Below are 17,691 nucleotides of genomic sequence, written 5' to 3'. Positions count from 1 at the left end.
TCACTCAAATTCCATGATAAGTTCATCAACCGCGAGGCTTGCACCTTCTTCCGCAGCGATGCGCTTCACTGTCGAACGACGCTCGGCGCGCAAAACATTTTCCATTTTCATGGCTTCTACGGTTGCTAATGGCTGACCAGCCTCGACCGTATCGCCATCTTTCACGAGAACGGATGTAATCACGCCAGGCATAGGGCAGAGCAGCATTTTTGATGTGTCTGGTGGCAGCTTAACCGGCATGAGCTTTGCCAATTCCGCTACACGTGGCCTTCGGACATGAGCGATCACATCAATGCCGCGCCAGCGCAGTCGCCAGCCTGTTCCTAAACGCAAAACCTTGACTGCGATTGACTTGCCGTCAACCGTGAACGAGCCAAGCTGATTGCCGGGGTGCCAGTCGCTGGCAACGGGCAGGCTCTGACCATTGTCGAAGTTGATGACTGTGCCGCCTTCGCCTTCTGAGATTTTGATCGGCAGGCTGTGGCCGCCAAGCGTGACTACCCATTCGGTCGCAACCGATTGTGTCTGTGATGAAATCCGACCAGAAATTTGGGCGTTGCGTTGTTCGACAACCATGTTGATCTGTGCGACGACAGTGGCGAGTACATGTGCATCATCTTCCGAAACGGAAACGCCTGCAAAGCCATCGGGATATTCTTCGGCAATGAAGGCAGTGGTCAGCGCGCCCGCGCGAAAACGAGGATGCTCCATTACGGCGGAAAGGAATGGCAGATTGTGGCCGATTCCTTCCACTTCAAATGCATCGAGAGCTCTGCTCATCTCAATAATTGCGCTGGTCCGATCCTGGCCCCATGTGCACAATTTTGCAATCATCGGATCATAATACATCGAGATTTCACCGCCCTCAAAGACACCGGTATCATTGCGGACGATGGTGCCGTTAGCATTGTGCCCTTCGACCGGAGGGCGATAGCGCGTTAGCCTGCCAATGGATGGCAGGAAGTTGCGATAGGGGTCTTCGGCATAAAGGCGGCTTTCGATAGCCCAGCCGTTGAGTTTTACATCGGCTTGGCTAAGGCGCAGCTTTTCACCAGCAGCCACGCGGATCATTTCCTCGACCAGATCAATGCCAGTGATGAGTTCAGTCACTGGATGCTCAACCTGCAAGCGTGTGTTCATTTCGAGGAAATAGAAATTGCGATCACCATCAACGATGAATTCGACAGTACCTGCGGAGAAATAGCCAACCGCCTTGCTGAGAGTTACGGCCTGTTCGCCCATGGCTCTGCGCGTTGCTTCATCCAGAAACGGCGAGGGCGCTTCCTCAATCACTTTCTGATTGCGACGCTGAATCGAGCATTCACGTTCGCCAAGATAGATCACGTTGCCGTGCTGATCGCCGAGTACCTGAATTTCGATATGGCGCGGTTGGGTGACGAATTTTTCGATAAAGATGCGATCATCTCCGAAGGAGGATTTCGCTTCGTTGCGGGAAAGCTGGAAGCCTTCGCGGGCTTCGTCGTCATTCCATGCGATACGCATGCCTTTGCCGCCGCCGCCAGCGGAAGCCTTGATCATCACCGGATAGCCGATAGATGTCGAAATGCGGACTGCCTCGTCCGCATTCTCTATTAGCCCCATATGACCGGGAACGGTCGAGACACCGGCTTCGCTTGCCAGCTTCTTGGATGTGATCTTGTCGCCCATGGCTTCAATGGCATTCACTGGTGGGCCAATGAAGGTCACATTGGCGGCTTTTAGCGCTTCGGCAAAACGTGAATTTTCAGACAAGAAACCATAGCCTGGATGCACCGCATCTGCGCCAGTCTCTTTGATTGCTGTGAGAATTTTATCAATTACAATATAAGATTGGTTCGAGGGCGCTGGTCCGATGTGGACAGCTTCGTCAGCCATTTTGACATGCAGCGCATTGCGGTCCGCATCTGAGTAGACTGCGACGGTGGCAATGCCCATTTTCTTCGCCGTTTTGATAACCCGGCATGCGATTTCGCCGCGATTGGCAATGAGGATTTTCTTGATCATCTGTATCGTACCCGTGGCTATCAGAGCGGTATAGTGTCGTGTTTCTTCCAGGGCGTGTTCTGGCTCTTATTGCGAAGCGCAGAGAACGCACGGGCGATACGGCGGCGGGAAGAGTGCGGCATGATCACTTCGTCAATAAAGCCGCGTTCGGCAGCAACGAATGGATTGGCAAAGCGCTCTTCATATTCTTGCGTGCGGGCCGCAATTTTTTCCGCGTCGCTAAGCTCCGAGCGATAAAGAATTTCAGTCGCTCCTTTGGCACCCATGACGGCGATTTCTGCCGTCGGCCATGCATAGTTGATGTCTGCGCCGATGTGCTTTGACGCCATCACGTCATATGCGCCGCCATAGGCTTTGCGGGTGATGAGTGTCACCATGGGAACGGTTGATTGCGAATAGGCGAAAAGCAGCTTGGCACCATGTTTGATCACGCCGCCATATTCCTGTGCTGTTCCCGGCAAGAAGCCCGGAACATCCACAAGTGTCAGGATCGGAATGCTGAAAGCGTCGCAGAAGCGAACGAAGCGTGCTGCCTTGCGTGATGAATCAATATCGAGACAACCGGCGAGCACCATCGGCTGATTGGCGACCACGCCGATTGTCTGCCCTTCTATACGGATGAAGCCGGTGATAATGTTTTTGGCAAAAGCTTCCTGAATTTCAAAGAAGTCGCCTTCATCGGCCAGAGCGAGAATCAGCTCTTTCATGTCGTAGGGCTTGTTGGCGCTGTCCGGGATCAAAGTATCAAGCCGCATTTCAAGGCGAGCCGGGTCGTCATGGAACGGACGCATCGGCGCTTTCTCGCGATTGTTCAGTGGCAGGAAGTCGAAAAGAATGCGAACTTGCTCAAGCGTTTCGATGTCGTTTTCATAGGCGCCATCGGCTACAGATGATTTCTTCGTATGGGTTGACGCGCCGCCCAATTCTTCTGCCGTGACAATTTCATTGGTGACGGTTTTCACCACGTCAGGGCCGGTGACAAACATGTAGGAACTGTCGCGCACCATGAAGATAAAATCGGTCATGGCTGGCGAGTAGACTGCGCCGCCCGCACATGGGCCCATGATGACGGAAATCTGCGGAATGACGCCGGAAGCATCGGCATTGCGTTTGAAAACATCGGCATAGCCTGCAAGGGACGCGACGCCTTCCTGAATGCGTGCGCCACCAGAATCATTTAGCCCAATGACTGGCGCGCCATTTTGCATCGCCATATCCATGATCTTGCAGATTTTTTGTGCGTGGGTTTCTGAAAGCGAGCCGCCAAGAACAGTAAAATCCTGACTGAACACATAGACATGCCGGCCATTGATCGTACCCCAGCCAGTCACCACGCCATCGCCTGCGATCTTCTGCTTTTCCATACCGAAGTCGGTGCAGCGGTGTGTGACATACATATCGAACTCTTCGAACGATCCCTCGTCGAGAAGCACATCTATTCTTTCACGGGCGGTGAGCTTGCCCTTGCCGTGTTGCGCATCGATGCGCTTCTGTCCGCCGCCAAGACGTGCTTCGGCACGACGGGCTTCAAGCTGTTCGAGAAGTTCCTGCATTCGCTATGACCTTGGAAAGCTAAGAAATTACGGAATTATTGTCTCAATGCTTAGAGCCAGTATGCCGCATTCTGAAAGCTTGAAAAGGTGCGATTGTGTAACTTATAAATTTGCAAATAGCGAAATGCAAATTTGCAAATATGGCACCCTGTTATGGCACCCAAAAAACTCTATGTTGGCAGGAAGATCCGCGACATACGCGAGCAGCACAAGGCAACCCAGTCTGGTTTTGCTGAACGCTTAGGTATTTCAACGAGTTATCTCAATCAGATTGAAAACAATCAGCGGCCTGTATCTGCCGCTGTACTGCTGGCATTGGCTGAAAATTATCAGATTGATATTGGTGCCATTTCGCTGGGCGATGATGATCGGTTGTTATCAGCAGTATCGGAAGCGTTGGCCGATCCGGTGTTCGATAATTACAAACCGAATTTGCAGGAATTAAAGCTGATCACGCAGAATGCGCCGGGATTGGCGCATGCGCTGATTGCCTGTCATCAGGCTTATCGACGGAACAGTGAACAAATTGCAAGCCTCGATCACCAACTTGGGCGCGCGCCTTCGGTTGCAGAACCAGCGCCTTATGAAGAAGTGCGCGATTTTTTTCATTTTATCGACAATTATGTGCACGAGCTTGATATTGCAGCTGAAAAACTTGCAGACGAGCTGAGGATTCCATTTCGCGATATCGGCGTGGCGCTGCCGCAATACATGGAAGAACGCTATCGCGTACGAGTGGCACGTGCTGATCCGGATGAAGCCATTCTGCGGCGATTCGATCCTGTTGCGCGGGTGCTTTATCTCAATCCATATTCACCAGCTTCGACGCGCAATTTCCAGATTGCGTTTCAGATTGCTGAACTCGAAATGGAGGAGCTTGTCACAGCAATTGCAAAGCGTGCCGATTTTCGTTCAGCCGAGGCGGTCGAGATTTGCAAAATCGGCCTGCGCAATTATTTCGCTGGTGCGCTGGTCTTGCCCTATCAGACGTTTCTGTCCGCGGCCAAAGAGTTGCGGCATGATCTGGAATTGCTGGCATCGCGCTTTGGGGCCAGTCTGGAGCAGGTCGCGCATCGTTTGAGCACATTACAGCGCTCCGGTCAGCGCGGTGTTCCGGTGTTTTTTGCGCGTATTGATCGTGCTGGGAACATCACCAAGCGGCATAGTGCCGCCAAGCTGCAATTTGCGCGTTATGGTGCTGCCTGTCCGTTGTGGAATGTGCATCAGGCGTTTGAGACGCCGGGGCGGATTATCCGCCAGCTTGCCGAAACGCCGGATGGTGCGCGCTATCTCTGCGTTGCAACTGAGCTCACCAAGAGCGAGGGTGGTTTCCACGCGCCGCAGCGCCGCTATGCGATTGCTCTTGGCTGTGAAGTCACGCATGCGCAGGATTTTGTCTATGCGGATGGGCTTGATATTGCCACACGTTCAGCATTCGACCCAATTGGTGTTTCCTGCCGAATTTGCGAGCGGGCGGAATGTGTCCAGCGTGCCGTGCCGCCGTTGAAAAGCAGGTTGGCGGTCGATCACGACCGCCGTGGAATCTTGCCTTACAGGCTGCTTTAAATATCAGAAGCCGGAATGCTCTTTGAGAAATTCGGCTTCTTCCGCTGTTGTTTCGCGGCCCAAAACCTTGTTGCGGTGCGGGAAGCGACCGAAACGTTCGACTATGTCGTGGTGCTGGCGCGCAAAGCCTAATGAAAACTCGTTGCCGAGCTTTTCATAAAGATCAAGGCAGCGCTTCTGATCGCTCAGATTTTCGCTGTGCATGAAAGGCAGATAGAAGAACTGGCGCTCATCAGCAGACAGATTGCGATCAAAATCGTGATCCAGCGCCCGTGTCGTCACATCACGGGCAAGACCGTCGCTTTCAAATGAACGTGGCGAACCGCGGAACATGTTGCGCGGAAACTGGTCAAACAGAATTGTCAGTGCGAGTGCGGTTTCTGGCTGCTGCTTCCAATCTTCAAATTTGTCGGCACGCGCATCTTCATAGGCTGCCAGAAACTTGTCGCGAATTTCCGCATCGATCTCATCGCTCTTGCTGAACCAGTTTTCGCGCATTTTTGCTGAAAACCAGAAATCAAGGACGTCTTTTGGTTGAATGGTCATAGCGGCTCGCTTTGTTTACGGGTTCTGGTTCGGATTGTCTGGTGAAGGGCAGGGCGTTTCGCCCTTCATATTGCGTGACATGCAGCCAAATCGGTCAAAGCCTTTGCCTGCATCCATCGCCGCTTTGCCTGCTCCGCAACCCGAAAGAATGGCCAGCGATATAAGTAGGATAACTTTGTTCATCTGGGTTTCCTGTTGGGTGTGTGGTTTGGATATAGGCAATGTGATTTGTGCGGCAATAGATAGCGGTTTTTGCAATCAGCCGCGACCGCGATAATTGGGTACAGACTGTTCAGGGATCCAGACATTTTTGGGCGTTTCACCTGTCTGGTAAAACACATCAATCGGAATGCCGCCACGCGGATACCAATAGCCGCCAATACGCAGCCATTCTGGCTCAAGCAGTTCAACAAGCCGCTTAGCGATGGTGACTGTGCAATCTTCATGGAATGCGCCATGATTGCGGAATGAAAACAGGAAGAGCTTGAGCGACTTGCTTTCCACCAGCCACTTGCCCGGTACATAGTCAATCATCAGATGGGCGAAGTCCGGTTGTCCGGTCATTGGGCAAAGAGAAGTGAATTCGGGTGCGGTGAAGCGAACGCAGTAAGGCGTTCCCGCTTGTGGGTTTGCAACTCGTTCAAGAACTGCTTCTTCAGGAGATTGCGGGGCAGCGGTGTTTGAACCAAGTTGTTTAAGATCAAAATATATCGTCTTTTCAGACATTTACGTGCCTTTACTTAAAGCCACGGTGCAGTCTTAACGCCTAACTATTAAACGCTTGTCCTTGTTTTGACCGGGTAGGCTGCGACCGGTGGCAGATTGCCAATGGCTCCGATTAGCAGTCTTGGACAATTAGGTAAAGGCAATAGAAAAACCCGCGCTGGGAGGGCGCGGGCTTTATGTAACGCTAAAAGTCTTTAGCGGCGGTCTGACAACACGCAGCCAATCGCTACGCCAATCGCAATGCCGATAAGACCGGCTGTGCCAAACAGAGTGGTCGCTGTGCCAGGATTTTCTTTTACGGTCTCTGCGACTGCCTGTCCGCGTTCGCGAACGACCTGTGCTGCATGACGGAAACGACCCGATGCATCATCAAAGGCATCTTCCGCACTATCGCGCAGATCGTTAGAGCGGGAAGCCAAAGACTTAGACAGGCGCTTCAGCTCACCGCGCAAATCAGCAACCTGCTGTTCCAAAGCCTGCTGAACGTCATTAGCTGTCTTGTTATCGGCCATTTCAAACCTCCATTGGAATTGATGAACGTAAAACGATAATGCAACCTTTTGGTTCCGTTGGAGGAAAAGTTTTTATTTCGACTTTTCTATAAAGATGGGAAGTAAGCTGAGGCCGCGCCCGATACACACGCCAGCCATCGCGCCAACTGCTTTGAAGACAAAATCGGCAAATTCTCCATGGCGTCCGGGTGCCAGCCGTTGCATCAGTTCAAACATGCCAGCGCATCCGATTGTAAGCAGCAACACAGCGATCCAGTACCGGGGATAAGCAAGTGCAAATAGAAACCCCACGAGGAAGAAGGCTGCAAAGCGCTCAAGATCGGCGGGTTCACCCGTTATTGGACGAAACTGTATCGGGCTGATGGTTACGATGAAGATGAAGGCCAATACCAGCCATGCGGCAAGACGAAAAAGTCGTTTCATTCGGTATGACCTTTTATTCTGCCGTATAGTTGCCGACAGGTTCATCCTGAGCCGGATCGCCACAACGAGAATACATCTGGTCGGTTATCGACTTTTTGAGTGCATTGCCAAATGGCAATTCATAATTCGCGATAACATCGACACCCATGCACCATTTCACATTGTCTGGAGAGAGGCCGTAATTGGTTTCGAGGAAGCCAATCGCATAAGTTATGCCTTCTTCGCAATCATCCGTTGTGCAGAAATTGCCGTCTTTCGCCAATTGGCGTATCGAACCTTCGCCGATCTTTTTAACAATTGGCTCAATCGCAAAAGGTGCAGCACCGCCAAGTGCAATAATGACCAGTCCGATGATCGTAAATTTAATGGAACGCCGCATGAATCGCTGTCAATTATTGATACTGTTATCATTTTATAACGCATGAGCGGCACGATAATGGCAAGTGCATCACCAAAAGTACCTGCAACTTATAATCATTATGACTGATTGTGACGGTTTAATATTGACTTTTACGTAAGTCCGGCTGCACAACAATCGCCTGCATACTGCAAGGCAGGGATATAGTTGTGCGCGAATATTATACGATCACAGAGCTGACACGGGAATTCGGGATTTCTACCCGGACTTTGCGTTTCTACGAGGATGAGGGTTTGATTGCGCCTGTAAGGCGTGGTCGCACACGCTTGTTCAGGCCTTCCGACAGGCATCTCCTCAAGCAAATCATGCGTGGCAAGCGCCTTGGGTTCTCAATCGCAGAAATTCATGAGATCGTGCAGATGTATCGTGAGCCTCCGGGTGAAACCGGGCAGCTCAAGCTTTTGATGAAGCGCGTCGAAGAAAAGCGCGCCGATCTTCGTCAGAAGCGCCGTGACATTGACGAGACGCTCACCGAACTTGATCAGGTGGAAGAAGCTTGCATCGAACGTCTAGCGGAACTCGGCGTTTCTACCTGATTTTATTGATTATCCGGTACGGGTGAGCACATCTGCGCGATCTGCTGAACCGTACTGTTGTTGTTCTGATCAGCCTTGCCGCTAAAGACATCATCAAACAGTTTGGCTTTATCAAGCTCACTGACCACGCAGCCGCAGAATGCCTGGCACAGCGTCTCGCTGCCGCTTGGCAGGCATGATGCGACGCACGATTGTGTAAAGACGGGGCGCTGGTCGGGCGGCGAGATTTGTGCAAAGCAATAAACAAGCGCAATCAACACAGGCTGGTGGATCAGATAGAATGCCAGACTACGGCGTCCAATGAAGGTTAATGGCTTTTGCAGTAGACGCGGTTGAATGCCGCCTGCAAGTATTGGCATCCAGTTGAATCGCTCAAAGATACGGGCTGTTGCAATGCCAATGAGCACTGCGCCAAACCACGGAAACAATGGAACATAATCATTGGAGCGCGGCGGGATTGTTGAAAGCCCAACCCAGGCGAGCCACATCTGATTGAAAATATCGGCCTGTGCATAAAGCGGTGCGGTGATGACGAATGCCGCCACGATCAGCGTGATCACTGGCGGGACGCGTAGGAATAAAAGGCCGAGCAAACTCGCCAGCGCGATTTGGTGCAGAATACCAAAGAAAATGAAGTTATCCGGCGACATGTAATAGGTGACGGCGGAAATCGCAGCGGCGGCAGCGGCTATCTGTAGAAAGCGTTTTCCCACCGCATTCCAGCGAATAGCGCGGCCATGCGCCAGAACCAAACTGAAACCGACCAGAAACAGGAAGCTCGACGCGATGCAGCGCGCGAAGAGTTTCCAGCCGCCGTGGCCGGTTGTTCCCGCTGCCATGTAGCCAAAAAACTCGAGATCCCAGCCAAAATGATAAATTGCCATGGCGACCAACGCCAAACCGCGCGCTATGTCAATTCTTTCGAGACGCGGGCGGCTTGGTGGGGTCAGATTAATTTCGGCGTTAGTCTGCATAATGCGTCCTAGGCTTTGACAGTGAGAGTCGCGAAGATTCTTATCACATGCCATTGCATGGCTATAGTATGTCACAGAACCGGATTCGTCCGGTCTGTGTGAAATCAGCAGCGCTTCTTGGAGATCAGTTTGTTTTTTAGTGTTTCAAAACTTTTCTGGCTGTTTTTTCAGCCACTGACGATCATCTTTGTATTTCTGCTACTCGCACTGATATTGGTATGGACTGGTTTCAGAAAGCTTGGTCTTGCCGCGATGATAAGCGCCGCGATTGTTCTGTTTTTCAGTGCTTATACAACACTTGGAAGCTTGCTTCTGGTGCCGCTGGAGGATCGCTTTCCGAAACAGGCAGAATTGCCGTCCCATGTCGATGGTATTGTGGTGTTGGGCGGCTATATGAATGGCGATATTAATGCGGGGAGACCAGGCTTTGAGCTAAACAGCGCCGCAGATCGTATCTTTGAAACCATGCGGCTTGCTAAGCTTTACCCAGACGCAAAAGTGATTGTATCCGGCGGTGATGGTGCTTTTTTTGAAGAAGCTATATCCGAAGCTGAGAGCACACGCATGATGCTCGCTGATCTCGGCTTTTCGGGTGATCGGTTCATTTTTGAGAATAAGTCGCGCAACACCGTTGAAAATGCTGAATTTTCGAAAGAACTGGCTCAACCGAAACCGGGTGAGACATGGCTGCTTGTCACATCCGCCTATCATATGCCGCGCTCAATCGGCTGTTTCCGTAAAGCGGGTTTTGATGTGGTTGCTTGGCCAGTAGATTATAAAACGCCAGCAAAACAGAGTTTCTCACTTTATTTTGAATCGCCCAATGAAGGCCTGTCACGCTTTAGCGTCGCCATGCGGGAATGGGTTGGCCTTACCGCTTACTGGCTGACCGGCAAGACAGATATGCTCCTTCCACAACCCTGATGCCCCAATTCTGCCGTGACTTTAAAGCTTTTGTTAAACATACGCCTTATTAACGTTTTGATACTAAATAGATTTTTGAAACGTGCTGCGATGGGGTGGATTTACGCGCCGTATTTCTGCCATTTTTCACAGTTGCGTTTAATATGTGTCAGGGCTATATCTCAGTTAACAGCGTTGTGAAGGACGCTGTTTATAAGAGTTGCACAACAAGGTTGTAAAAAAATCTCCATGGACGAAACCGTTCCAAAATCCTGCTGGGGCGTTACGCTCTGGGCAGTCGTTGGCCTCGCTACAATCATTCTTATGGCTTATCTCTTCTCGGTCTGATGCCGAAAGGGATGCGTAAAGCGGAAACTTGATGCCGCATTTCGGCAATCTGTTTGCGTTGTTCGGCACTTAAACTATCTATAATGGTGTAATATCATTTTGCTGCCTGCTTTGCGTGGTTGGCATATGAAGTTGCACAGCCCGATTTGGGTTGGATAGGTGTAGAATGTTTCTGTCGGTATTCGATCTGTATAAAATTGGCATTGGTCCTTCGAGTTCACACACGATGGGCCCGATGACTGCCGCGCATATGTTCCTCAAGGAGCTTATTGGTGGTGATTGGCCAAAGCCTGCCAATGCTAAAGTTTATCGATTGAAAGCAAGCCTTCACGGCTCGCTGGCCTATACCGGTGTTGGGCACGCCACAGATCGCGCAGTGATTCTTGGCCTTTGCGGCTTCACACCTGATTCGATTGATCCTGATATCATGGATTCTGAAGTCGAAAAGGTTTCTCGCGCAAGAACGGTGCAGCCCGCTGGCCATCCTGCCTATCAGTTTGATCCAAAAACCGATCTGGTTCTGGATCGCAAGACGCCATTGCCCGGCCACGCCAATGGTATGGCGTTTGAAGCTTACGATAAAAGTGATCGGCTGTTGCTGCGTCGTGTTTATTTCTCAATTGGCGGCGGCTTCGTCGTCACTGCTGAAGAACTAAGCCGCGTGCAGACCAGCGGCGGCAAGCGTGAGGAAAAGGCTGATGTACCTTATCCGTTTAACAATGCTGCCGAAATGCTGACAATGGCGCGAAAAAGCGGCCTCTCGATTGCTGATATGAAACGCGCAAACGAAGAATGCCATATGTCGTGCTTTGATCTTGATGAAGGTCTGGATCGCATCTGGGGGGCTATGCGGGGCTGTATCGACCGCGGTTTGAGCCGCGATGGTATTATGCCGGGTGGCCTGAAAGTGCGTCGTCGGGCGCGCCAGCTTTTTGAGCGACTTGAAGACGATTGGCGTAATAACAAGCTTAACCCGCTTCTCGCCAATGACTGGCTCTCTGTCTATGCAATGGCGGTCAATGAAGAGAACGCTTCGGGCGGGCGCGTTGTTACGGCACCAACCAATGGCGCTGCTGGCGTCGTGCCTGCGGTTTTGCGGTATTATCTGCATTTCCATGATGATGCAGACGCGAAGGGTATTCGCGATTTTCTGCTCACCTCTGCTGCGATTGGTGGCGTGATCAAACACAATGCCTCAATTTCGGGTGCGGAAGTTGGTTGTCAGGGTGAGGTCGGCTCGGCTTCTGCTATGGCTGCTGCGGGTCTCGCTGCTGTCATGGGCGGCACACCTGAGCAGATCGAGAATGCAGCCGAAATTGCCCTAGAGCATCATCTTGGCATGACATGTGATCCGGTTGCCGGTCTTGTGCAGGTGCCATGTATTGAACGCAATGCGCTAGGCGCCGTGAAGGCCGTCACCGCTGCCTCGCTTGCCGTAAAGGGCGATGGGCAACATTTCGTGCCGCTCGACGCCTGTATCGAAACCATGCGCCAGACCGGACACGATATGAGCGAGCGTTATAAGGAAACCAGTCAGGGTGGCTTGGCCGTGAATGTGGTCGCCTGCTGAAGATAAAATTCTTATGACTTGAAGACTGCATTCTGCTTGGCTAAATCATCGCCATGGCACTCAATCTCGTAAAACTTTGCGTCGGTTGCGACAGTATCGAAGATCTCGCAGCCTGGATCGATTTCCGGCTCGCGGAGCAGCGTGCTGCTGGGCTGGTCCCGGAACAGTTTCACACAACACGCATGGTTCCCAAGCGCGCTGAAGAGTTGCTCGACGGCGGTTCGCTCTATTGGGTTATCAAAGGCAATGTGCAATGCCGCCAGCGTCTTCTGGATATACGACCGTTTACGGATGAGCAGGGCATCAATCGCTGTCATTTGGTGCTGGAACCTAAAATCCATCCGACGGATTGGCAGCCGCGCCGCGCTTTTCAGGGCTGGCGCTATCTCAATGACAATGAAGTTCCGCTTGATGAGGCGTCAGGCAAGTCGGGAAGAGCCGCTTTGCCATCCGAATTGCGACAAGAACTAGCGGCCTTGGGTTTGCTCTGACCAAATAAAAAAGCCTGCCGAACTGGCAGGCTTTTTTGATGAAAAATTTTAAAATCAATTTTCGATTATGAGGCGAACCGCCACCTTATCAGCCGTCACGGGTAAGGTCATACGCATCATCGTGCGTGGCTTAACCATGCGGCGGTTGCGGGCAGCGTGGCTAACCAGCACGCCCACCAGATCACGCGTATGAAACGCCTTGCCGTGGCGCACGTCGGCAATACGAAGTGCAGCTTGCTTCAAGGCTTGCACTGAAAACAGCGATCCGAGTGCCGACGGGCGGTGTGCCTCATCTGTCCACAGGTTGGGTGCCAAAGCATGTTGTGTCAGTGTCTCGTTCATATTCGACATCTCGAAACCCTCTACGCAATACAAATTTCGGGTTTAAAGCTATGCGGGAGAGCGAACTCTCCCGCGTTCATTAGTTTGCGACCGCGTAACAGCCAAAGTTCTTCTTTTTCAGTGATGCGCATGCATCCCATGCGGCTTGCTTTGAAGAAAAGCCAACAAAGCGGGCACGGTAGAAAGTCGCGTTACCCTTCACAAATGTCTCGGTGTAGGGGGATGCCGAACGCAGAGGAGCGCCAACGGACGACGAAACCTTGGTCAGCATATCGCGGGCCTGACCTTCGCTGGGCAGCGATCCGACCTGAATGGCCCAGCCACCAGATGCTGCTGGTGCAGATGCTGTTGTGACCGGGTCAATTTCATGTGGCACTGGTGCGGAAGGAACTACTGCCTTTGGCGTTGGGCGAACCGCTGCCTGTGCGGCCATTGCTGCCGGGCGCTGGGTAGGGGCTGCAAGCGCCAGCACCTGTGGCTGCTCGACGTCGCCTTCGCCCGATTCATTGTTGATGACGTCCGCAACCTCAGCAACTTGACGAGCAACCGGAACTGGCGCGTTGCGAGCCTTTGGCAATGCCGCAGAGGCGACGACCTGAGGCACTTCACTACGCATTGCAATAAGCGGTTCAGATACACGGCCACGCGTTGCTGCTGGCAAGTACTTCTTAATAAGCTGCGCCATGTGTGCATCGCGGCTCGCGCCAGTATTGCCACCCATAACGACTGCTACGATACGACGTCCATCGAGATTGACTGACGAAGCAAGGTTATAGCCGGATGCATTGGTATAACCGGTCTTGATTCCATCAACGCCTTCAATGCGGCCAAGAAGACGGTTGTGACCGCGAATGGTCTGACCGCGATAATCGAAGCTGCTACGCGAAAAATATGCAAAGTCGCGTGGGAAATGCTGACGAAGGGCGATACTGAGAATCGCCATGTCACGCGCAGTTGTGACCTGCTGCATGTTTGGTAGACCGGATGCATTGCGGAATGTGGTGTTGCTCATGCCAAGGCGACGGGCTTTTGCAGTCATCATCTGGGCAAAACGCTCTTCTGAGCCGCCGAGGAATTCGCCCGATGCTGCTGCAACGTCATTGGCAGATTTTGTCACCATTGCAAGAATTGCATCTTCAACGCGAATAGTCTGGCCTTTTTTGAAGCCTATTTTTGTCGGCGGGCGAGCTGCGGCATAGGCTGAGACTGGAATACGTGTATCTTTATTGATGCGACCGGTCTGAATAGCTTCAAGCAGCATATAGATCGTCATCATCTTTGTTAACGACGCAGGGTAGCGTTTTGCATCCGGGTTTGATGCAAACAGCGTTTTACCTGTGTTGGCATCGACAACAATGGCAGCATATCTGTCATTGGCTAGAGCTGGAACGGTCGTTGAGGCCGTAGAGCAGCCTGTTACAACAGCTAGAAGAAGTGTGGCTTGCGCCGCTCTTTTCAAGGCATATGCTACGTTACTGAATGCTATACGCACGATAATGACCTGCCTGTATCCCGGTTTTTGAGCTGCGGCACAAAGGGCACACAGCAATCTAATTCGGGAACCTTAATGTCATCAGCGTTACCAATCCGTTTATGGTAACCGCATTATTCATAATTTCTAAAAAAAAGTTGATGGGCAAGCTGTGAAGTTGTGCGCAAGAAATACGTAATTCTGTGAGTAAGGCCTCATGTAAGTGGGGGGTCAAATTTTCGTTACTCCGACGAAGTGACCCGGATAAATGTGTCAATGCGCCAACTTGCAAGAAGTCTCGGTTGCAAGTCGCAAGGAAGGGCTTAAAATCACCGTATGACGCCCTACATAAAGGGGCAAGCAGGCGATAGAGTTGGGCATCGGGTGATAGGTTACATGCGGCATTTAAATCCAGTCATGCAAAGCAAGGCAAATGGCGGGAACGGACCCGATAATGGGACCGTTGTGGTCACGCGCACGCAGACCAAAACCAAGAAGCCAAGTCTCTATCGCGTTTTGCTTCTCAATGATGACTATACTCCTATGGAGTTTGTCATTCATGTCCTGCAACGTTTTTTCCAAAAAGACATGGACGACGCGACGCGTATCATGTTGCATGTCCATAATCATGGTGTCGGTGAGTGCGGCGTATTCACATACGAAGTTGCTGAGACTAAGGTTAGTCAGGTCATGGATTTTGCCCGCCAAAACCAGCATCCATTACAATGTGTAATGGAGAAAAAGTGAGGTCATATGCCATCGTTTTCTCCCAGCCTTGAAAGGGCGCTGCATCAGGCGCTTACCATCGCGAACGAGCGGCATCACGAATATGCCACGCTCGAACATCTTTTACTTGCCCTGATCGACGATCAGGATGCGGGCGCAGTGATGCGCGCCTGTAACGTCGATCTTGAGCATCTTAAGAAGATCGTTACCGATTATATTGACCGTGAACTGGACAATCTCGTCACTGGCTATGATGAAGATTCGAAGCCGACGGCGGCTTTCCAGCGCGTGATTCAGCGCGCTGTCATTCATGTTCAGTCGTCAAATCGAGAAGAAGTGACCGGCGCCAATGTTTTGGTTGCCATTTTCGCTGAACGCGAAAGCCATGCTGCCTACTTCCTGCAAGAGCAGCAGATGACGCGTTATGATGCTGTGAACTATATTTCGCATGGCATTTCCAAGCGCACGCAGGGCAGCGAACCGCGCACGCCGCGTGGTGCTGAAAGTGCGAGCGAAGAACGCACCAGCGTGGAGCCGGAAGAAGGCGCAAAGAAAAAGCAGGATGCATTGACTGCTTATTGCGTCAATCTGAATGAAAAGGCCAAAGCGGGTCGTATTGATCCGTTGATCGGACGCGACACTGAGATCAGTCGCACGATTCAGGTTCTTTGCCGACGCTCCAAGAACAATCCGCTTTATGTGGGTGATCCGGGTGTTGGTAAAACGGCGATTGCTGAAGGTTTGGCAAAGCGAATCGTGGAAGGCGATGTGCCGGAAGCGCTTGCTGACGCGACGATCTTTTCGCTCGATATGGGTACACTGCTTGCAGGCACCCGTTATCGGGGTGATTTTGAAGAGCGCCTGAAACAGGTTGTGAAAGAACTCGAAGAATATCCGGGTGCGGTTCTGTTCATCGATGAAATTCACACGGTCATCGGTGCAGGTGCCACTTCGGGCGGTGCGATGGACGCATCGAACCTGTTGAAGCCAGCGCTTTCTTCGGGTGCGATCCGTTGCATTGGTTCGACGACCTATAAGGAGTATCGTCAGTTCTTCGAGAAGGACCGCGCTCTGGTGCGTCGTTTCCAGAAGATTGATGTCAATGAGCCATCGATCCCGGATGCGATTGAGATCATGAAGGGTCTGAAGCCGTATTTTGAAGACTTCCATAAAGTCAAATATACTGTTGATGCCATCAAGTCGGCTGTAGAGCTTTCCGCACGCTATATCTCTGACCGCAAGTTGCCTGATAAAGCCATCGATGTGATCGATGAAACTGGTGCGAGCCAGATGCTTCTGCCGGAGAACAAGCGCAAGAAGACCATTGGCGTCAAGGAAATCGAAGCAACAATCGCCACCATGGCACGGATTCCGCCGAAATCGGTTTCGAAGGATGACGAGCAGGTGCTTGCACATCTTGATGCCGAGTTGAAGCGTGTGGTCTATGGTCAGGACTTGGCGATTGAAGCGCTTTCGTCTGCAATCAAACTCGCGCGTGCTGGCCTTCGTGAAGCAGACAAGCCAATCGGCTCCTATCTGTTCTCCGGCCCAACAGGTGTCGGTAAAACGGAAGTTGCCAAGCAACTTGCTTCTTCGCTGGGCGTTGAACTGCTTCGTTTCGATATGTCAGAATACATGGAGCGCCATACGGTATCGCGTTTGATCGGTGCCCCTCCAGGATATGTCGGCTTTGATCAGGGTGGCCTTCTGACCGATGGAGTTGATCAGCATCCGCATTGCGTGCTGTTGCTTGACGAAATCGAAAAGGCGCATCCAGACCTCTACAACATTCTGTTGCAGGTTATGGATCATGGCTCGCTTACCGATCACAACGGGAAGAAGATCGATTTCCGCAACGTGATTTTGATCATGACCACCAATGCCGGTGCTGCCGATATGGCAAAGGCCGCGATTGGTTTCGGTTCGACCCGGCGCGAAGGCGACGACATGGAAGCGATCAACCGGCTGTTCACGCCGGAATTCCGTAACCGTCTCGATGCGATCGTTCCATTCGGACCACTGCCGGTTCCGGTCATTCATCAGGTCGTCCAGAAGTTCGTGCTGCAGCTCGAAGCACAGCTGGCAGAACGTGGCGTGACATTCGAACTGACTGAGCCTGCTATCGCATGGCTTGCTGACAAGGGTTATGATGAGCGCATGGGCGCGCGTCCGCTGGCTCGCGTCATTCAGGAGCACATCAAGAAGCCATTGGCCAATGAAGTATTGTTCGGCAAGCTCAAGCATGGCGGCACGGTTCGCGTCGATGTGATTACGAAGGATGACGGCAAGACCGATCTTGCTCTCGAGACTGTTTCCGACAAGCCGGTTACGCCTAAGAAGGATATTCCGGCTGAGAAGAAGCAGCCTGTGCGCAAGAAGGCAGCACCGAAGAAGGCTGAAAAGGAAAAGGTTCTGGCTGGCAAGGACGAGGCCGCGCCAAAGCCTGCCGCCAAGGCTTCGACGGCGAAATCGTCGGTTCCTAAAGTGCCGCGGAAAAAATAAGGACTGCAAAAGGCCCTTCGCAAGAAGGGCCTTTTTCATGGTGCAAGTTTGCGTGCAAATGGCCTAATCTCAATCATGTC

At 51.9% G+C, this 17,691-nt stretch carries 18 protein-coding genes; 7 read left to right on the top strand and 11 right to left on the bottom strand.

All coding sequences use genetic code 11. The annotated features are described in order from the left end of the window. Complete coding sequence (locus RI570_RS01285; RefSeq protein ID WP_313826606.1) at positions 1 to 2,004, bottom strand: acetyl/propionyl/methylcrotonyl-CoA carboxylase subunit alpha; 2,004 nt, start codon at positions 2,002 to 2,004, stop codon at positions 1 to 3. A 20-nt stretch (positions 2,005 to 2,024) separates the two neighbouring features. Beyond that, the gene (locus RI570_RS01280; RefSeq protein ID WP_313826605.1) at positions 2,025 to 3,557 is read right to left on the bottom strand and encodes an acyl-CoA carboxylase subunit beta; all 1,533 of its coding nucleotides are present in this window, start codon (positions 3,555 to 3,557) and stop codon (positions 2,025 to 2,027) included. 153 nt (positions 3,558 to 3,710) lie between these two features. On the opposite strand from RI570_RS01280, the gene RI570_RS01275 reads away from it, so the two are divergent. Continuing rightward, complete coding sequence (locus RI570_RS01275) at positions 3,711 to 5,123, top strand: XRE family transcriptional regulator (protein ID WP_313826604.1); 1,413 nt, start codon at positions 3,711 to 3,713, stop codon at positions 5,121 to 5,123. Positions 5,124 to 5,126: 3 nt separating this feature from the next. On the opposite strand, the gene RI570_RS01270 is transcribed toward RI570_RS01275, so the two are convergent. From RI570_RS01270 to RI570_RS01245, 6 genes are all read right to left on the bottom strand, one after another. Beyond that, complete coding sequence (locus RI570_RS01270; protein ID WP_313826603.1) at positions 5,127 to 5,669, bottom strand: DUF924 family protein; 543 nt, start codon at positions 5,667 to 5,669, stop codon at positions 5,127 to 5,129. Positions 5,670 to 5,684: 15 nt separating this feature from the next. Next, positions 5,685 to 5,852: a hypothetical protein gene (locus tag RI570_RS01265; RefSeq protein ID WP_313826602.1), complete on the bottom strand. Its 168-nt coding sequence runs from the start codon at positions 5,850 to 5,852 to the stop codon at positions 5,685 to 5,687. 75 nt (positions 5,853 to 5,927) lie between these two features. Then, a complete protein-coding gene (gene queF / locus RI570_RS01260) occupies positions 5,928 to 6,395 on the bottom strand; it encodes a preQ(1) synthase (RefSeq protein WP_313826601.1) in 468 nt (155 codons plus the stop codon). A 194-nt stretch (positions 6,396 to 6,589) separates the two neighbouring features. Beyond that, positions 6,590 to 6,907 carry a YqjD family protein gene (locus tag RI570_RS01255; protein ID WP_250040939.1) on the bottom strand — a complete coding sequence of 106 codons (318 nt, stop codon included), beginning with the start codon at positions 6,905 to 6,907 and terminating at the stop codon, positions 6,590 to 6,592. 72 nt (positions 6,908 to 6,979) lie between these two features. Beyond that, positions 6,980 to 7,330, bottom strand: coding sequence for a VanZ family protein (locus RI570_RS01250; RefSeq protein ID WP_313826600.1), 351 nt, complete (start codon positions 7,328 to 7,330; stop codon positions 6,980 to 6,982). Positions 7,331 to 7,343: 13 nt separating this feature from the next. Further along, complete coding sequence (locus tag RI570_RS01245; protein ID WP_313826599.1) at positions 7,344 to 7,709, bottom strand: hypothetical protein; 366 nt, start codon at positions 7,707 to 7,709, stop codon at positions 7,344 to 7,346. Between the two features lie 188 nt (positions 7,710 to 7,897). On the opposite strand from RI570_RS01245, the gene RI570_RS01240 reads away from it, so the two are divergent. After that, positions 7,898 to 8,284 carry a MerR family transcriptional regulator gene (locus tag RI570_RS01240; protein ID WP_094507367.1) on the top strand — a complete coding sequence of 129 codons (387 nt, stop codon included), beginning with the start codon at positions 7,898 to 7,900 and terminating at the stop codon, positions 8,282 to 8,284. A gap of 2 nt (positions 8,285 to 8,286) precedes the next feature. Here the strand turns inward: RI570_RS01240 and RI570_RS01235 are convergent, their stop codons facing one another. Further along, positions 8,287 to 9,258 (bottom strand): DUF1624 domain-containing protein, encoded by a 972-nt coding sequence (locus RI570_RS01235; RefSeq protein WP_313826598.1) that lies wholly within the window; start codon positions 9,256 to 9,258, stop codon positions 8,287 to 8,289. 129 nt (positions 9,259 to 9,387) lie between these two features. Between RI570_RS01235 and RI570_RS01230 the strand changes: the two genes are divergently transcribed. From RI570_RS01230 to RI570_RS01220, 3 genes are all read left to right on the top strand, one after another. Then, a complete protein-coding gene (locus RI570_RS01230; protein WP_313826597.1) occupies positions 9,388 to 10,182 on the top strand; it encodes a YdcF family protein in 795 nt (264 codons plus the stop codon). 493 nt (positions 10,183 to 10,675) lie between these two features. Continuing rightward, a complete protein-coding gene (locus RI570_RS01225) occupies positions 10,676 to 12,079 on the top strand; it encodes an L-serine ammonia-lyase (RefSeq protein ID WP_313826596.1) in 1,404 nt (467 codons plus the stop codon). Positions 12,080 to 12,132: 53 nt separating this feature from the next. Continuing rightward, complete coding sequence (locus RI570_RS01220; protein ID WP_313826595.1) at positions 12,133 to 12,570, top strand: DUF1489 family protein; 438 nt, start codon at positions 12,133 to 12,135, stop codon at positions 12,568 to 12,570. Between the two features lie 54 nt (positions 12,571 to 12,624). Here the strand turns inward: RI570_RS01220 and RI570_RS01215 are convergent, their stop codons facing one another. Continuing rightward, the gene (locus tag RI570_RS01215; protein WP_313826594.1) at positions 12,625 to 12,921 is read right to left on the bottom strand and encodes a hypothetical protein; all 297 of its coding nucleotides are present in this window, start codon (positions 12,919 to 12,921) and stop codon (positions 12,625 to 12,627) included. A gap of 70 nt (positions 12,922 to 12,991) precedes the next feature. Continuing rightward, entirely contained in the window at positions 12,992 to 14,404 is a 1,413-nt protein-coding gene (locus tag RI570_RS01210) for a D-alanyl-D-alanine carboxypeptidase (RefSeq protein WP_313826593.1), read from the bottom strand. A gap of 375 nt (positions 14,405 to 14,779) precedes the next feature. Between RI570_RS01210 and clpS the strand changes: the two genes are divergently transcribed. Both clpS and clpA read left to right on the top strand, forming a co-directional pair. After that, positions 14,780 to 15,130, top strand: a complete 351-nt coding sequence (gene clpS / locus RI570_RS01205) for an ATP-dependent Clp protease adapter ClpS (protein ID WP_250040925.1) — start codon at positions 14,780 to 14,782, stop codon at positions 15,128 to 15,130. 6 nt (positions 15,131 to 15,136) lie between these two features. After that, positions 15,137 to 17,611, top strand: coding sequence for an ATP-dependent Clp protease ATP-binding subunit ClpA (clpA, locus tag RI570_RS01200; RefSeq protein WP_250040924.1), 2,475 nt, complete (start codon positions 15,137 to 15,139; stop codon positions 17,609 to 17,611). The last annotated feature ends 80 nt before the right edge of the window (positions 17,612 to 17,691 follow it).

The organism is Brucella pseudogrignonensis (assembly GCF_032190615.1).
Lineage (GTDB): Bacteria > Pseudomonadota > Alphaproteobacteria > Rhizobiales > Rhizobiaceae > Brucella > Brucella pseudogrignonensis_B.
The sequence above is the reverse complement of the archived record's forward strand: the minus strand, read 5'-3'. Positions and strand labels throughout refer to the sequence as shown.